The sequence below is a fragment of the Thermostichus sp. OS-CIW-29 genome, assembly GCF_054058195.1.
The window spans coordinates 1-15,537 of sequence record NZ_JBSSAB010000001.1; the positions used below are offsets into that span (position 1 = coordinate 1).

Here is a 15,537-nt window from a genome sequence, read left to right on the forward strand (position 1 = left end):
CCTTTCGCGGCAGCGGGCCGGAGGCCTTTCTGGTCGGTGCCATCAACATCCTTGCTCGCGGGATACAGCTGTTGCGAGACGAAGGGCAGGACACGACCGACGCTGCGGTCGGGATGCGGGTGGGTGAACCACCCGTGTCAGCCTGGATGGCCTGTGGATCGAACCGCACGGGCGGTCGGAAGCAGGAACCCGCCGAGACGACTGCGCAAGGAGCCATCCATGCGCAGCGTGGTAGGAATCTCCGGCCTTCAGGCCGGGGAGGATGTCAAGATTCCCGTTTGCGACAGCTTCAGCCCCTTTCTCAAAGGGAGAGAGGAGTTGAGGCGATGCACAGCCCGACTGGGAATGCTCCTCTTGGCTCAATTGGCTGATGAACCAGAATCCAGCCCCTGGAGTTGCTCCCACTGGGCGGGGGTAAAGGTGCGCAGGGCTAAAGCATGTAGGCGGCCATCCTGCAGGTAAGCTTTCAGGGCCTCATTCACCAGCCGGTGCTGTTTGATCAGGGGCAAGCCCTGGAATTGTTCCGCCACCACAATGGCCTGGAAATGGTGGCCATCGCCGACCGTGTCTTCCACCTGTACTCTCGCACCGGGCAGGGCGGCCCGTACCAACGCCTCAATTTCTCGTGGATCCATGCGCTGTTGTTCCCGTTGTCTCGTCGCGTCAGCGTTGCGGAGCAATAGTGTGTCCAAGCTCGAGATCCCGCCTTGGATCTCGACCTGCTCATCCATTACCCTAGATGGTTCCGGGGCAAAACGGGATCTCTTCCGGCCCACTGCAGGCGGTGGCCAGGCTGGGATGGCTCAGCACCAAGACCTCGGTGATGGGACCGCGTTTGTGGCCCTGGGCGTTGATGGCACGGCTGGCAGAGATGGTCTGGATGGGGTAATCCCGGTACAGTTCCCGCACAAAGGGGCAATCGGAATTGGAGAGCAGCACCTGCACGCCTCGGTCGGCCAATGTTCCAAACACTTCTCGCAGGCGGATCTGTTCCGCTTCGCCGAAGGCAAACCGGCTGTAGGCTGTGAAGCTGCTGCTGGCAGAAAGGGGATAGTAAGGGGGATCCAAATAGACGAAATCCCCGGGTTTGGCTCGTTCGAGCACCTGCCAAAACGGCTGCACCGCGATCTCCACGCCTTGTAAAACCCGTGCCACGGCCCGTAGGTTCTCCGCGTCGCAAATGCGGGGATTGCGGTAACGGCCCAAAGGGACATTGAACTCTCCCCGCGAGTTCTCCCGGTAGAGGCCATTAAAACAGGTCTTGTTCAGATACAGCAGGCGGGCAGCCCGTTGCGCCGGATCTTCAAATCGAGCCGCGCGGATGGTGTAGTAATAATCCCGGCTGTGGTGGGCTTGGTGGTGGCTGAGCAGGGCAATGATCTCCTCCACCTGATCCCGCACGCAGCAATACACGTTTACCAGCTCAGGGTTGATATCCGACAAAACAAAGTGTCGAGAACCCGATGGGATCCCTTGGGCCAGATGAAAAAAGACCGCTCCACCCCCCAAAAAGGGCTCGTGATAGGTGTTCCAGGCGCGAGGAAAAAAGGGTTCGTATTGGCTGAGCAGTTGCCCTTTTCCCCCTGCCCATTTTAGGAAGGGACGCGCTTTAACGGCTGGCTCCGCTGGGGTGGGTTCGCAGGAGTCGGGTACAGGGTTCCAGAGTTCTTCCCGCCGCAGAGCACGCCTATGTCCAAGAGAACAAGGGTGGGTCATCGTTGGTTCAGTGATCTGGATTCTCTTCCAGCAGCTTTTCTAGCGTCTCGATCCAATGCTCCAGCTCCTCCAGCGCCTGCAACACTCCCCCTGGGTCGCTCAGATCTGCCTGCAGCAGCTGGGTGGTTTCTGCCAAAGTCAGGGATCCGGGCGGGCTGGCCAACCAACGGAGGTAGTGGGGCAGAAAGTTGCGCGGAGAACTGTGATAGCGGCGGTGACAGGCCAAGGCCACCAGGCTGGCAAGGCTAGCCTGATAGGCACTAAAGGGGTGGAGAAACAGCTCCGGCATCCCCACCCAGTAAAACTGGTGTTCCGGCAACAGTTCCACCGCATCTCCGCACAGCTCTTGACACAGCTTCAACCACTCTTCGCTCACCCAAAGAGGATAGGTTGCCACATTTTCCCATGCGGGGAGCCCCGACCGATAGAGAATCAGCTCCAGCCGACTGATCAAGCTCTGGTAAAACACCGCCTGCAACTGGGCTTCCAAATGGTGTATCAACAGGGCCTGGGCCAACTGGAGGCTGCCGGAGCGTTCCCGCCAGCGCTGCGGAGCAGTTTGCCCCTCTGGGTCGTAAAGAGCAGGCCTGCCCATGCGAGGGGATCCCACTGCTGAGGCAACCAGGTGATCCAGGAGTATTTGCTGCAAAAAGACGGTGTGAGCCTGCACCCCCCACGCTCGCGGCAGCAGTGCGGAACTCCCCTGCATCTCCTCCAGATCCAGCCAAACTTGGGGATCCTCAGGCCGGAGCCGCTGGCTGATGATAGCAAGAACCTTCAACAGGAGCTCGCTCCCGCCGGATCCCGTTTCTCCCGACCTGGGCGAGAACTCCGTTTCGCCGGGGCGAAAGGCTGTGCCCGCTGCGCGATTGGGCTTGTCTGCCTCGATTGCCGAGCCGACTTCTAGCAGCCAGGGTTTGGCCTGGGCCGCACACTCGGGGCAGAAGTCCTGCAGGGCTGCCCAGATTAGAGAGGTGGCCTCAGCAGAGGTCAGGGGCGGCACGGGATCCCCCCAGGGCGCATGCAGATCGCAGATGCGAATGGAACGTCCCATTGTTCTGCTTTTGAGGCGGTAATAGTGCTGGAACAGGTCAAACCGATCGCGGATCCCTTCCAATAGGTTCTCCAAAAAGGTCTGAGTCAGGCCCTGGCGGGCCAGATACAGCTCGGCAGCAGAGTCATAGCCCCGCCATTGGGCCTCCCACAGGTGGTCGCGGATCAGGGTGCTGAGGATAAACCCACCCAGATCGGCATGGGCTTCTAGGTGTTGGACTAGCCGCTGGTAGGCCACCCAGCGGATCTCCGCGCTGGCGTGAGTTTGTAAGCTCTGCAGCTGGACAAGAGTGTGCTCTGGGAGCGCAGCAGGCGAGTTCAGGGTCACTTGCCACAACTGCCGCCAAGCTAACCTTCCTGTTGGGTACTGTTGGTGGAGCAGGCACTCCAGAGGCTCCGGTTGTTGGTGACCCCGCTGCTGCAGGAGGCGACACAAAAACTGGCGAAAGGGGCGCAGCTCCGGCTCGGCACAAGCAGCGGCCAAGGGATCCGAGGGCCGATCCTCTCGCTCCTGCGGCGTCTCAGCTGCGGGTTCGCCGAGGGGAACGGCGGTCAGGGATTGCAGTTCCAGGGGGAAAAACAACAGCTGGCTCTGCAGGGAGATGACCCGCTCCAGATCCCTCCAGCTGGGGTCTGCCTTCGTCCAGGCCATCTCTGGTTCGGCCTCAGCCGGGATCGCTGTTGGGAGGCTGCTGCTCTCGCAACCCTCGGCAAGATGGGCTGCCAGGGCGAGCGCCTGCGTCAGCTCCGACAACTCCTGCAGCGCCACCGCCAGCTCTGGCGGGCTGAGCTGGACCACCTGCCCCCGGTAGCGCTGGGCAAACTGCTGCACCTGCTCCTCCAGTTCATTCCAGGTTAGGGCGCGCTTTTTCCCAGAGCCAGAGAAACGCTCGAAAGGGGGTTCAGCAGCAGGAAAGACCACCGGCATCAGCCTCCTAGAGATGGGGTCGTCCCTCTGTTGGCTTGTCGGCAGAGGGGTGTGCCCGCCTTTTGACCTCTGCCAAAGGGCAAATGGCTGGGGAAATCTGGGTTGGAGGTGCAGGCTGCGATCAGAGGGATCCGGATCCCTGCTATCCCCCCCTGGGGGTTCCCATCCTGGTCAGAACATAGCCTCACCGCTGCTGTGCTGCGCAAAGGCGGCAGCAACAGCCAACCCAAGCCTGAGCCATTCGGCAAGCTCGGATCCGGGATCCCGCATTCATTAAAGACTGCGACTGCGAAAACCGACGTGCCTCCTTGGGGGCAGGAAAAACCTGAGATGATTGTGACATTCTCCTTGGGCAAATGCAGCCGGCAGCGTGGGGATCCCAATTTCGGCCAGGATACGTGTTGGGACAGAATAGGCCTGCGGCCACTTGTGCAAAGGGTAAAAGAACTATCCGAGGGAGGTGACTGCATTGTTTGCTCAAGTCACTGCTGCCGCTCTGCTGGGACTCCGGGCCGTGCAGGTTACGGTGGAGGTGGATGTGGGCGGTGGCTTGCCCCAGATCACCTTGGTGGGACTGCCCGATACTGCCGTTCAGGAGGCCAAAGAGCGAGTGCGGGCGGCGATCAAGAACTCCGGCTTTGCTTTACCCCAGCGGCGGATCATCGTCAACTTGGCCCCTGCCGATCTGCGCAAAGAGGGCCCCAGCTTCGATCTGCCCATTGCCATCGGGATCTTGGCGGCCTCCGGTGTGATCGAGGGGGAAGCGCTGGCCAACACCCTGATGGTGGGGGAATTGGCCCTAGACGGCACCCTACGCCCGGTGGCCGGGGTTCTGCCTATTGCCGCCAGCGCTGCCGAGATGGGGATCCGCCGCCTGGTGGTACCCCAGGAAAATGGGCCGGAAGGAGCGGTGGTGCAAGGGATCCAAGTGTATGGGCTGCCCTCCTTGGCGGCGGTGGTGGGCTGGCTGCAAAACCCAGAGGGAGTTGAGCCGGTGCGGATCCAGCCAGAACAGATGTTGCCAACCGAAACGGAACCCCTGCTGGATTTGGCCGATGTGAAGGGGCAAGAACATGCCCGGCGGGCTCTGGAGATCGCGGCAGCCGGCGGGCACAACCTGTTGCTGGTGGGCAGCCCGGGAGCGGGCAAGACCATGCTGGCGCGGCGACTGCCCGGCATTCTGCCCCAGCTGCAGTGGGAAGAGATGTTGGAGATCACCCGCATCTACTCGGCAGCCGGCCTGTTGCGGCAAAACCTGCACCTGGGACGCCAGACCCCCCTGATCGCCCAGCGGCCCTTTCGCGCTCCCCACCATTCGGCTTCGGCAGTGGCGCTGGTGGGTGGCGGCCCCTACCCCAAGCCCGGGGAAATCTCGCTGGCCCACCATGGCATCCTGTACCTGGATGAGCTGACGGAATTCCGGCGGGAGGTGTTAGAGGTGCTGCGCCAACCCCTGGAAGATGGCAAAGTCACCATCTCCCGCGCCCGCGTTTCCCTAGAGTTTCCCGCCCAAACCACCCTGGTGGCCTCCACCAACCCCTGTCCCTGCGGCTTCTACGGGGATCCCGTTCACCCCTGCACCTGTACGCCGCAACAGCGGGAGCGCTACTGGTCCAAGCTCTCCGGCCCGCTGCTGGATCGCATCGACCTGCAGGTGCGGGTCAACCGCCTTAAGCCGGAAGAAATTGTCCGCGCCCAGGGCGGCGAATCTTCCCAAGCGGTGCAGCGGCGGGTGGAGCGGGCACGACAACGGCAGCGGCAGCGCTTTCAAAACGAGCCTGGGATCCACTGCAACGCCCAGATGCAATCCCGCCACCTGCGGCAGTGGTGCTCCCTTTCGGATCCCTGTCGCAAGCTCTTGGAAAGCGCCATCCAAAAGTTGGCCCTGTCTGCGCGGGGGAGCGACCGCATCCTCAAGGTGGCCCGCACCATCGCCGATCTCGAGGGCGCGGAGGCCATTGCCCCCACCCACATTGCCGAAGCGATTCAATACCGCAGCCTGGATCGCGCTCGGCTGTAAAGCCCAAGCGCTCGGCGCCGCTGACGCGACCACCCCTAGCCCCCCTCCCAGATAGGGTTTCCCTCACTGCCAGAGCTCCGGTCTGTCCTACGGGATCCCATCCCCTGTTTTGCTGGGAAAAAGCTGCCCCCCTTGCACCTGAAGGATTTGGGCGGCTTTGAGCCAGCCGGCGTCAAAGGATCCCAGGTGGGTGGTGGTAACCAAGGTTTGCACGCGCTCCTGAATGGCTTCCAAGAGTTGGTTTTGCCGGTGCAGATCCAGCTCGGCCAGCACATCGTCCAACAGCAGCAAGGGCGGATCCCTGACCACCTGCTCGATCAGCTCCAGCTCCGCCAATTTCAGAGCCAAAACCAGAGTGCGCTGCTGGCCTTGGGATCCATAGGCGCGGGCGGCAACTCCGTTAATGCACAGCTCCACTTCATCCCGATGGGGGCCCACCAGAGAGCTGCCCAGGGAGTGTTCGGCGGCGGCTTTGGCGCGGATCTCGGCCAAAAACTGGGCTTGGATCACTTCGGGGCTGGCCTGGGGATCCGGCAGGGGCACTTGGGGTCGATAGGTAAGGGTCAGGGTTTCCCGTCCACCGCTAATGACCCGGTGCCAGTGAGCAGCCAAAGGCTCCAGCCGTTGCAGCAGCCGGGCACGACGGCGCATGATCCGGCTACCGGTGGTGGCCAGTTGGGCATCCCAGAAGTCCATCTGCGAGAACTTGTCGCCGGCAGCCGCGGGATCCTGCTTCAGCAGGGCGTTGCGCTGCCTGAGGATCTGGCGATACTGCTCCACCAGGCCGAGGTAAGCTGGCTCCAGCTGCAGCAACACCCCATCCAACCAATTGCGCCGCGCCTCTGGCCCCCCTCGCACCAGCTCCAGATCCAGGCTGGAGAACACCACGGCATTCACCTGTCCCAAAAAGTCCGCCTGGCGGCGCAGCACCTGCCCGTCCACCTTCAGGGATCGCCTGCCGCTGCTGCGCAGCTCCATCACCAGCTCGTGGGCCACCCCCAGCCGTTCAACCGTGGCGGCAATCTGGGCTTGTCGCTCCTCTTGGTATACCAGCTCCCGATCCCGGCTGGCCCGCCGCGAGCGCAAGGTGGCCAACAGCTCCACCGCTTCCAGCAGGTTGGTCTTGCCCTGGGCGTTCTCCCCCACCAGGATGGTTTTGGGCGCGTCGAAGGTGATCCCTTGCTCCCGGTAGTTGCGAAAGTGCCACAGGTGCAGGAAACGCAGGTACACCAAGGGAGATGTAAAGACGCGATCAGTCAGTATTCGAGAAGAACAGCCCCCGCTCTGGGGGCTTTCACTTTAACCCAACTGCAGCAGGGGCAAGAGAAGGTAGAGGGGTTAACCCCGAAGACTCAGCCAGCAGGGATCCCTTCTATCCCCAGTTCCGGGTAGGCCAGATCAGCGCCTGGTCAGGGTAGTCATCCCCCCGAGGCGCTCAGCCGCCAACAGGTGTAGGGCAGCGCGGGCGGAGTAGCGGGCAGCTTTGCTACGGCTGTAGTCGGCGAAGGTGTAGCTGCCGGGATCCGTACTCACGTCGCCCAACAGGTTCTGCACTTGATTCTGCAGGTCAGAAACGCTGCCGGAGTTGATGTTGGCGAAGGCCATCTCCGCTTGCAGCCGGCTGAGGTACTCCTAAGCCCGGAAAGGGGCCTCGAAGAAGGAACGGCCAGGGCGGCCCATGAAACCCAGCTCCGCTTCGTAGAGAACTTTGGCTGCTTTGGCTAAGTTTTCCGCTGCTTTGGCCTGCTCGTGGGCGGCGAAGAAGTTCCCCGCCTCAAGTGAGGCTTGGGCGTTGGTGAAACTCTCCTGGCCGTGTTCCAAAAGGCGGGCAGCCTCTGGGGAAGACCCCCGCTGAGAGAGGAAGCTGGCTTCGGCCAGGTGTCGCTGCGCCTTAGCCAGATCGCGGCTGGCTGGCTCAAGATCCCGCGGGCGCTGCCAAGTTGGCTGTACCTGAAGGGGAGCTGTGGCTTCAGGAGCAGAGCGTCTGCCCCGCTGGGCTTGCGCCGGGGATCCCAGCACCAGGGGGGTGAGCAGAACCAAAATCGGCAGAGAACAACCCAGAGCGCGAGCAAAAGAGGAACGAATCGTCATTGGTCATAGACTCCAATCGACAGGACAAGCCGGTTTGGGTTATCGCGGCTCATCTTGAGAATGGCGGAGAAAAATGACGTGAAGATGACAAGGGCAGCTCTACCGTAAATATCGATCCCTCTCCCACTTGGCTGGCCACTCGCAGGGATCCCCGATGGGCGGTGACGATCTGCTGGGCCAAGGCCAGGCCCAGACCGAACCCACCCGTATGGCGAGCACGGGTTTCATCCACCCGGTAAAACCGCTCAAACAGATGGGGCAGATGCTCGGGGGGAATGCCAATGCCTGTATCCTTGACGTGGAGGTAAGCGCGCTGGCGCTGGCTTTCCAGGCTCACCTGCACTGTGCCGCCTGCAGGGGTGTACTGCAGGGCATTGCGCAGTAGGTTCTCGATGGCTTGCCGCAGCAGGGCAGCGTTCCCCCGCACAAGCCAACCCCCAGAAAGATCCGTCTCAGGCAGGTGGCATTGCCAGTGAAGGCCAAGGGCCTCAGCTTGGGGGCGGTATTGCTCGCTCAGCTCCTGCAACAGCGCTCGCAAATTCAGAAGCGGCAGATCCTCCAGGGGCAGGGATCCCTGCTGGCGGGCCAACCGCAGCAAGGTATCGATCAGCACGCTGAGGCGGCGGGCACCGCTCACCACCTTTTCCAGGCGAGGTTGAGCTTGTTCCGGGGCCAGCAGAGCCATTTGAGCATTGCTCATCAGGGCGGCCAGGGGGGCGCGCAACTCGTGGGAAGCATCGGCAGTGAAGCGTTGCAACTGCTCGTAGGAGCGACGAATCGGCTGCATCGCCAGCCCCCCCAAGATCCAGCCGGCCCCGCCGATCAACGCCAGCGTCAGCGGGATCCCGATCCCCAACCCCCAGCGCAAGCGACCCAGGGTAAGTTGCAGCGGTTCCAGGGGCACCGCCAGTTGCAAGTAGCCCAGTAGCTTTTCCTCCTGCTGCACCGGCAGCGTGAGCTGGCGCAACAGTAAGCCGCTCTCTCCTTCCACCGTTTGGAAACCCAGTTGGAGATGGTGAGGCGGGCCATCCAAGTCAAACAGCTCCAGAGGAGGCCGGGATCCCGTGTACTGGCGCAGGGATCCCAAGCTTTCCCTTCCGGTGCCGGGAGCAGGATCGAACCAGCGCACATAGGCCAAGTGATGGTCGAGGGGTTGGGTTTTCCCCCCCAAAAAGGGCACCTCGTTCAACACCAACCGCCACTGCCCCTGGCGCAGCTCGTACTTAATGGCTGCCGCCATGATCCCGGCCTGAACCTGCAGCTCCTCGTCAAAAGCCTGCAACTGGTTCTCCACTTCCAAGCGGTAGAAGACGGCGGCAAACACCAGCAGGATCCCCCCCATGACCCCGGCAAAGCTGCGGGCCAAGCGACGGCGGCTGTGGTGAAACACCAGGGATCCCGTCCCTCTTGTCGCAGCCTTCTGCCCCAGGTGCGGCTGAAGGGGGTGTGCCAGGGAAACCCAGTTCCAGCCCAGCCATGGGAGAGAATGCTTGTGTTCAGCTCTTTTCACCTCCATCGCCACCCCCTAGAAACTGCTTTCATGGGTTCTCTTCTGGAGAGGCTATGCGCAGCCGGTACCCCTGGCCATACACCGATTCCAGCCAATCTTGGGCCTCCACCTCTTTTAACCGTAGCCGCAACCGCCGCACCAACGCAGCCACGGCATTGCTCTCCGGCTCACAGCCCCATTCCCACACCGCCTGCTCGATCTGGCCCCGACTGAGCACCTGGTTGGGATGGCGCATCAGGTATTCCATCAATTGAAACTCCTTGCCCGAAAGCTGTACCTGCCTCCCCTGCCGCTCTAGGGTCAGGCTGGCCAAGTGCAAGTGCAGGGATCCCAGGCTGAGGCTGTCTCCTTGCCATTGGTGGGAACGGCGTCCCAAAGCCCGCACCCGTGCCAGCAGCTCCACCAGATCCACCGGCTTGACCAAATAGTCGTCCGCCCCCGCATCCAACCCCTGCACCACATCCGATGTTGCGTCTTTGGCAGTTAACATCAGCACCGGCGCACATCCCCCCGATTGGCGGTATTGCCGACAGAGCTGGATCCCGCTTGGCCCCGGCAGCATCCAATCCAAAATCAGGAGATCATAGGCTTTCTCCTCCATCAGCCAGGCAGCCATCTCCCCTTCCTTGGCACAGTCAACCACGTGGCCGCACTTGGACAGGGCAGCCTGTAAAAGCTCCAACTGTTCCGGGTCGTCCTCCACCAGCAAAATTCGCATCGTCCTGTGCGCCGTTGACCAAGACGGCCAGTTCCCACTGCCCAGGCTAGGATGGATCACGGAAATAGCCCTCTGCAAGGGAGAGAACAACGGTGGGGTGGCCCAAAATCCATCGGTGGCAAGATCTAGGGTTTGATTTTTGGCTGGTGCTGCCCTTGGCAGGGCTTCTTTTTGTGGCGGGGGGAGAGTGGGTGACGGGCCAAGCGCTGAGCCGTCCTCGCCGGCTAGAGCAACCTTTGGCGATTCGCAGCCAGCAACAAGCCACCTTGGCTCTGGATATTCTTTCCATTCAGGCGGAGATCCGCCGCTCCCGTGGCTACACTAAGGTGGAGGTGACTACCACCAATCCCCACCTGCGCAAGCTGGAATTTGAATTTCCACAACTGGATCCAGACCAGGTGTCGGCTCAGATTGCCCAAGAGCTTGGCCTTGCTCCCGAGCAAGTGCAGCGCCTGACCCGCTATAGCTTGGACTAGAGCATGACTCTAGTCAATAATAAGCTCAACTATACTGAAAATAATGTATAATATGTTCAGTACGGATTACTACCAGTTGATCTTTCTGTTTACTTTCGAGTCTGCCAACATGGTAGCCAAAGCAAAGCAGAAAATTGGTAGTAAGACGACACGGAAACTGCGCTTTGGGTATTCTACTCAAAGCTTTGCGGGATACCGCCATTCTGTTTGGAAACAAACAGAATGCTATCGCTGCATAGTTGAACAGTGATGTTCAGCAGTGTTCAGCGTAAATGTATCAGACACTCCAAGTCCGTTCAAAAAATGCGGGCTAACTGCTCGCAGGCAACTCTAATTTTCTCCAAGCTACCGGGATTGACCAAGCCGTAGTAGTCAAATCCATAAACTTTCCCAGTTTGGACGGCTTGCAACCGATTCCAAAAGGGGCGGGAACGGAAAAACGCCAAGGGATCCGCCGCCTCCGGGTTGACCACCAGCAGAACTTCTGGGTTGGCTTCCAGGATGCGCTCTGCCGAAAGGGTGACGTAGCCCCGAAAAGGCCCTTGGCTTTGCAAGGTAGCGGTGAGATTGTCCGCGCCAAAGCGTTCCAGCAGATCCCCGGCCCAGCTTTGCCGGTTGGGAGAAAGAATCGGCTGGGTGCCCACCAAGAGCAAGGTTTTGGGTCGAACGCGGGGCAGTTCCTGGGGCAAAAGGGATCCATACTGCCGCAGCAAGGGATCGGGATCCGCCCCCAAAGCAGCAGCCAGGGTGGCAATCGTCTCTTCCAAAGCAGCCCAACTGTCCACGCGGGTGAGGTAGGTGGGGATCCCCAGCTCCTGCAGCCGTTCTGCCAGAGCCTCGTGAAAGCCACTGGCCCCCACCACCCAGTCCGGTTGTAGGGCCACAAGCTGCTCCAGGTTGGGTTGGTTGCCCAGCCCCAGGCGGGTCAAGCCTTGGAAGCGGGGATCCTCCTCCAACAAACGACCGGCAGGGATCCCCACCAACCTATCGGGGGCCAAGCGATAGAGGATATCGGCAGTCAAGGTGGTGAGGCTGGCTACCCGACGAAAAGGACTCTGTCTCGCTGACAGGAGTGGCTCCTGAGGGATCCGACCTTGGGCTTGGGCCAAACGCCCCATTCCCCAGGCCCCCACGCTGGCCAGACCAAAGGCGAACAGTTGACGGCGAGAAAGACGAGACAGCATAGACAATCTCCAAAACAATTCCCAAACAGCAATCAATTGAGGGTGAACTGGATGGGCACCACCACCCAAGACTCGATGGGGGCGTTGTTTCTCAAGGCCGGGCTGAATTCCCACCGCTGCACCGCCTCCTGCGCTGCCCTATCCAGGGCGGGAAACCCACTGGAAGAGGCGATCTCCACCTGCTGCACCTGCCCCTGGGCATTGACCTTGGCCCGCAGCAGCACCTGCCCCTGTTGGCCGAGACGGCGAGCTTGAGGAGGGTAGGGGGGCGGAGGATTGCGACCGGGGATCGGGCGGGCCAGGATGTCCGGCTGAGGATTGGCAGCCACTGCCGGTGGGGAGGGGCTGGGGGTGGGAGCCGCCGTTCCAGGTGTCGGGGCAAAGGAATGGAGTTGAGCTGCACCTGTCCTGCTAGGTGTCCCGGTTTCAGGATCCCTTGGCCCCAATCTGCTCTCGCTGCCGGGGGAAGGCGGAGCGGCGGCAGTCTTTACGCTGGAACGGATCCCTTGGATCAAGGGGGTAAAGCGGGGCAGAGGGGTGCTTGAGGTAACCGGGGCGGAGGTGAGTGGAGTCGCTGTAGAGGTGGGGGTAACCGCCGGAGTTGGGGTGGGCTGTTGTGGCGGAGGAGTGGGTTGCGGGGTGGCTGTCGGTAATGGGGTCAGTGGAGGAGTAGGGGTGGGTTCTGGCTTTGCCGTGGGAATGGGTGTAGGGGTCGGTGGAGGCGTAGGGGTCGGAGTTTGCAGGGCCAGCAAAGATTCAGCCTCCGGGATGGCTGGCATCTCGATCTCTTGGGGCACAGGCTCCGGTGGGGATAGATCGTCTGCAGGGGGCGATTCCGGGGCCGGGCCGGGCGGCTCTGCTGTTGGCTCTGGTGGGAGAGATTCTATGGATTCTGAATCCGGTTCGAGCAACTGTGGCTCGGGATCCTCCAGCAAAAGCGTGACTGGGATCCGGAGTTCTGCGTCTGATAAAGGCCGGGATCCCCACCAAGCCAGCCCCAGCAGCGCCATCAGGTGCAAGAGGAGGGAAATCAACCCCTCCCGGCGCAGCGGTCGGGGATCCCTGGCTCCCAGGTGGAGGACGGTCCTCGGCGGATCTTCCCCCTCCTGGCAAGCTGTCCAGAGGGCAGCCCAGCTATAGCCGGCCACCCAAGCCTCTTGCAGCAGCTCCTCGGCACACTCCAGCCAGCCGCTCTCTCTTGCGCCAGCCCAAAGCCACAACGCCAACCAAGCCAGCCCCGCCTCCCAGGCCATGCCCGCCTGCTGCCAATACCACCCCTGCAGTCGCCACAAAAGCTGGGGACAGGACTTCCGAAGAAGAGAGAGGGATCCCTTGGGGGTGCGGGCAGGTGGCTCGGCAAGCATCGGTTAGAGCAGGATCCAGAGTAAACACGGCCTCAGGTCTTGGCCCCTAAAACCGGGTGGAAAAACTGAGCGCAGCATGCCGTCCCGGCTGGGCCCGCCGTTCCACTTCAGGGCCGACAAAGAGAGAGCGGGTTTCGGAGTAGAGAAAATACTTTTCATCAAAGAGATTGAACACCCCGAAATTCAATTGCCAGTTGTCGTCCAGGTTGTAGTAGCCCAGCAGATCCACCACGGTGTAGCCCTTGGGCACAAACGGAATTTGAGGTGGAGCGTTGGGGTTCGGTTGCACTACCTCCCGTTGCGGGTCGCGGGGATCCGCCACCAGCGTGGCCACCAACCTGGCTCCCCAGATCTGGCTGGGATCGTCGTAGTGCAGTCCCAGTACTGCCGTCAGTGGCTCAATGGAAAGGAGGGGTTTGTTTTCGGTGAGGTTATCCCCCACCGCCCAGGCAAAGCTGCCATTGAGGCTCCAGCCGGTCAAATCGGGGCTGAAGAAGTACTGCCCGGTGGCTTCTACACCATAGATGCGGGCCCGACTGACGTTCTGGCTCTGAAAGAGAGTCACCGGTGGAGGTGGCGGGCTCCCTGGCGGGCCGGGGGGTGAAGGCTCGGATCCCACCTCCCGGAAAGCCTCGATAAAGTCGTTGTAGGTGTTGTAGTAGGCGGCCAAGCTAAAGCTGGCCTGGGGGTAGATCCCCCGCAACCCCACTTCAAAGCCTTGGCTGGTTTCCGGTCGCAAGTTGGGATTGGAAAGGGTGCGGTAGCGGAAGAAGGGGCTGACCAGGTTGGTGAAGCCGCTGTTGATTTCGTTGTACTGAGGGGCCCGAAAACCGGTGTTGTACTGGGCCGTAAAGGTGAGGTTGGGATTAATCCTCCACACCAGGCCCACCTTGGGAGAAATGGCATCGGCAAACAGGCTGGCGGCTTCTGCCCCACTTTTCAAGAAGGCTTCGTCAGGGCTGGGGGTGAGGCGGTAGGTGTCGTAGCGGATACCGGGGATGAGGGTAAAGTTGCCGCCCCCAAAGTCGATCTCATCTTGCAAATACAGCCCAAAGCGCACGGTATCGGAGTCGGGAAAATCTTTGGTGGGAAAAGTGTCCGGGGGGATGTTTTGGGTGACTGCCCCGGTCAGCAGGTTGGTTTGGAAGCGGTTGCGGGGACGTTCGTTGCGGGTGGTGGAGATCTCCATTCCATACACCAAGCGGTGGGAGAGATCCCCGGTTTGGAAGCGGCTCTGGGCCTGTACGCTGGCTCCCAGAATGTTGCTGACCAGCTCGTTGAAGGTATCCCGACGCACAGGCACGGGCCGACCTTGTACCGTGAGGGTGCGTTCTTCCACGCTGGGCTCCTGGGTGCGGGCCGGCTGGTAGTAGATCTGGACGGTGGCCAGCTCAAAAGCGGGGGTATCGGGGTTGGCGTAGCGATATTCCAAGCTGAGGCGGCTGCGCTCGGTCTCAATGGTCTCCCTGAAAAGGCGGATGCCGGGATCCAGGTTGCGGGGCGAAAAGGTGGTGGTGGTGCGGTTGTGGAAGTATTCCGCCGTCAGGGTGAGGCTGTCAAAGGGACTGAAGCGATAGACCAGCTTGGCCAGAACATTGTCTCCCTCCACCGTCTGCCGATCCTTGAAACTGGGATCCGCCTGGATATCCGGCTCTCTGGCGTCGCGGCGAGTGTAGATGAGCAGGGCCTCTAAGTTATCCTGCCGACCCGCCAAGCTGAGGGTGTTGACGTACCCTTGGTTTTTGCTGTCGTACTGGCTGGACAGGCCCACATGGCTGTCCCGTTCCCCCAGCAGATCGGCTGGATCCAGGGTGGTATAGGTCACCACACCCCCCAGCGCGTCGCTGCCGTAGAGGGTGGAGGCGGGGCCGCGGATAATTTCTACAGTTTTCAGGGTCTCCAGCTCAAAGGTATCCCGGCCAATGGTGAAGGGGCCGAAGGAAAATCGCTCCGGCTGGCGGATCCCATCCACCTGGATCAGCACCCGGTTGGCGTCGAGGCCGCGGATGTTGAAGTCCTGCAGGCCGTAGCGAACGCTGCGCCGCACGCTCACCCCCGGCTCGTAGCGCACCAGATCCTGGATGTTCTGGATAAGCTCCTGCCGCAGGCGCTCCCGGTCGATGACGGTGATGGTGGCCGGGGAGTCGGCCAGGGTGCGCTCGGTGCGGGTGCCGGTGACCGTAACCTGCTGCAGGTTGAAGACGGGGGTGCCCTGCCGCAGCACTTGCAGATCCGCTTGCAGCCGCTCCACCTCCGCCTGATCCCCCCGCCGGCGGGCAGCTTCGATCTGGGCTTCTAGCTCGCGAATCTGCTCCTGGATGGTGGTGGCTCCCCGAGGGGTGGCCTGGGCCAACAGCGGCGGAGTTGTCGAATCAGGGATCCGGGCATTGGGCTGAGCCTGGGACAGGGATCCCCAGCCCACTCCCAAACTCAACCCCAAACTCACCACCCGCCACCAACGACCGTTCACGCGCATA

General features: G+C 61.5%; 13 protein-coding genes and 2 pseudogenes. 4 read left to right on the forward strand and 11 right to left on the reverse strand.

Features of this window, described 5'->3' with window-relative positions:
* Positions 1-224, forward strand: a pseudogene (locus ACVWZJ_RS00005) (RNA-guided endonuclease InsQ/TnpB family protein); the annotation flags it as partial.
* A gap of 135 nt (positions 225-359) precedes the next feature.
* Here the strand turns inward: ACVWZJ_RS00005 and ACVWZJ_RS00010 are convergent.
* The 3 genes from ACVWZJ_RS00010 to ACVWZJ_RS00020 are packed head-to-tail and all read right to left on the reverse strand — an operon-like array spanning position 360 to position 3,697.
* The gene (locus ACVWZJ_RS00010; protein WP_414389652.1) at positions 360-731 is read right to left on the reverse strand and encodes a BolA family protein; all 372 of its coding nucleotides are present in this window, start codon (positions 729-731) and stop codon (positions 360-362) included.
* Positions 732-735: 4 nt separating this feature from the next.
* Positions 736-1,716 (reverse strand): DNA adenine methylase, encoded by a 981-nt coding sequence (locus tag ACVWZJ_RS00015; RefSeq protein ID WP_011434257.1) that lies wholly within the window; start codon positions 1,714-1,716, stop codon positions 736-738.
* Between the two features lie 7 nt (positions 1,717-1,723).
* Positions 1,724-3,697: a M3 family oligoendopeptidase gene (locus ACVWZJ_RS00020; protein ID WP_011434258.1), complete on the reverse strand. Its 1,974-nt coding sequence runs from the start codon at positions 3,695-3,697 to the stop codon at positions 1,724-1,726.
* 469 nt (positions 3,698-4,166) lie between these two features.
* On the opposite strand from ACVWZJ_RS00020, the gene ACVWZJ_RS00025 reads away from it, so the two are divergent.
* Positions 4,167-5,717: a YifB family Mg chelatase-like AAA ATPase gene (locus ACVWZJ_RS00025; RefSeq protein ID WP_011434260.1), complete on the forward strand. Its 1,551-nt coding sequence runs from the start codon at positions 4,167-4,169 to the stop codon at positions 5,715-5,717.
* A gap of 87 nt (positions 5,718-5,804) precedes the next feature.
* Here the strand turns inward: ACVWZJ_RS00025 and recF are convergent, their stop codons facing one another.
* From recF to rppA, 5 genes are all read right to left on the reverse strand, one after another.
* Positions 5,805-6,947 carry a DNA replication/repair protein RecF gene (recF, locus tag ACVWZJ_RS00030; RefSeq protein ID WP_457393990.1) on the reverse strand — a complete coding sequence of 381 codons (1,143 nt, stop codon included), beginning with the start codon at positions 6,945-6,947 and terminating at the stop codon, positions 5,805-5,807.
* 168 nt (positions 6,948-7,115) lie between these two features.
* A complete protein-coding gene (locus tag ACVWZJ_RS00035) occupies positions 7,116-7,322 on the reverse strand; it encodes a hypothetical protein (protein ID WP_457393783.1) in 207 nt (68 codons plus the stop codon).
* A gap of 27 nt (positions 7,323-7,349) precedes the next feature.
* The gene (locus ACVWZJ_RS00040) at positions 7,350-7,808 is read right to left on the reverse strand and encodes a hypothetical protein (RefSeq protein WP_457393785.1); all 459 of its coding nucleotides are present in this window, start codon (positions 7,806-7,808) and stop codon (positions 7,350-7,352) included.
* A 49-nt stretch (positions 7,809-7,857) separates the two neighbouring features.
* The gene (locus ACVWZJ_RS00045) at positions 7,858-9,324 is read right to left on the reverse strand and encodes a sensor histidine kinase (protein ID WP_457393788.1); all 1,467 of its coding nucleotides are present in this window, start codon (positions 9,322-9,324) and stop codon (positions 7,858-7,860) included.
* A gap of 22 nt (positions 9,325-9,346) precedes the next feature.
* Positions 9,347-10,036, reverse strand: coding sequence for a two-component system response regulator RppA (gene rppA / locus ACVWZJ_RS00050; RefSeq protein WP_011434265.1), 690 nt, complete (start codon positions 10,034-10,036; stop codon positions 9,347-9,349).
* Between the two features lie 92 nt (positions 10,037-10,128).
* On the opposite strand from rppA, the gene ACVWZJ_RS00055 reads away from it, so the two are divergent.
* Both ACVWZJ_RS00055 and ACVWZJ_RS00060 read left to right on the forward strand, forming a co-directional pair.
* Positions 10,129-10,512: a hypothetical protein gene (locus tag ACVWZJ_RS00055; protein ID WP_011434266.1), complete on the forward strand. Its 384-nt coding sequence runs from the start codon at positions 10,129-10,131 to the stop codon at positions 10,510-10,512.
* Positions 10,513-10,567: 55 nt separating this feature from the next.
* Positions 10,568-10,751, forward strand: a pseudogene (locus tag ACVWZJ_RS00060) (hypothetical protein); the annotation flags it as partial.
* Between the two features lie 57 nt (positions 10,752-10,808).
* Here ACVWZJ_RS00060 and ACVWZJ_RS00065 read toward each other — a convergent pair.
* The 3 genes from ACVWZJ_RS00065 to ACVWZJ_RS00075 are packed head-to-tail and all read right to left on the reverse strand — an operon-like array spanning position 10,809 to position 15,536.
* Positions 10,809-11,696 carry an ABC transporter substrate-binding protein gene (locus tag ACVWZJ_RS00065; RefSeq protein ID WP_011434267.1) on the reverse strand — a complete coding sequence of 296 codons (888 nt, stop codon included), beginning with the start codon at positions 11,694-11,696 and terminating at the stop codon, positions 10,809-10,811.
* A 32-nt stretch (positions 11,697-11,728) separates the two neighbouring features.
* Positions 11,729-13,060, reverse strand: a complete 1,332-nt coding sequence (locus ACVWZJ_RS00070; RefSeq protein WP_457393791.1) for an energy transducer TonB — start codon at positions 13,058-13,060, stop codon at positions 11,729-11,731.
* Positions 13,061-13,106: 46 nt separating this feature from the next.
* Positions 13,107-15,536, reverse strand: a complete 2,430-nt coding sequence (locus tag ACVWZJ_RS00075) for a TonB-dependent hemoglobin/transferrin/lactoferrin family receptor (RefSeq protein ID WP_457393793.1) — start codon at positions 15,534-15,536, stop codon at positions 13,107-13,109.
* Between the last annotated feature and the right edge of the window lies 1 nt (position 15,537).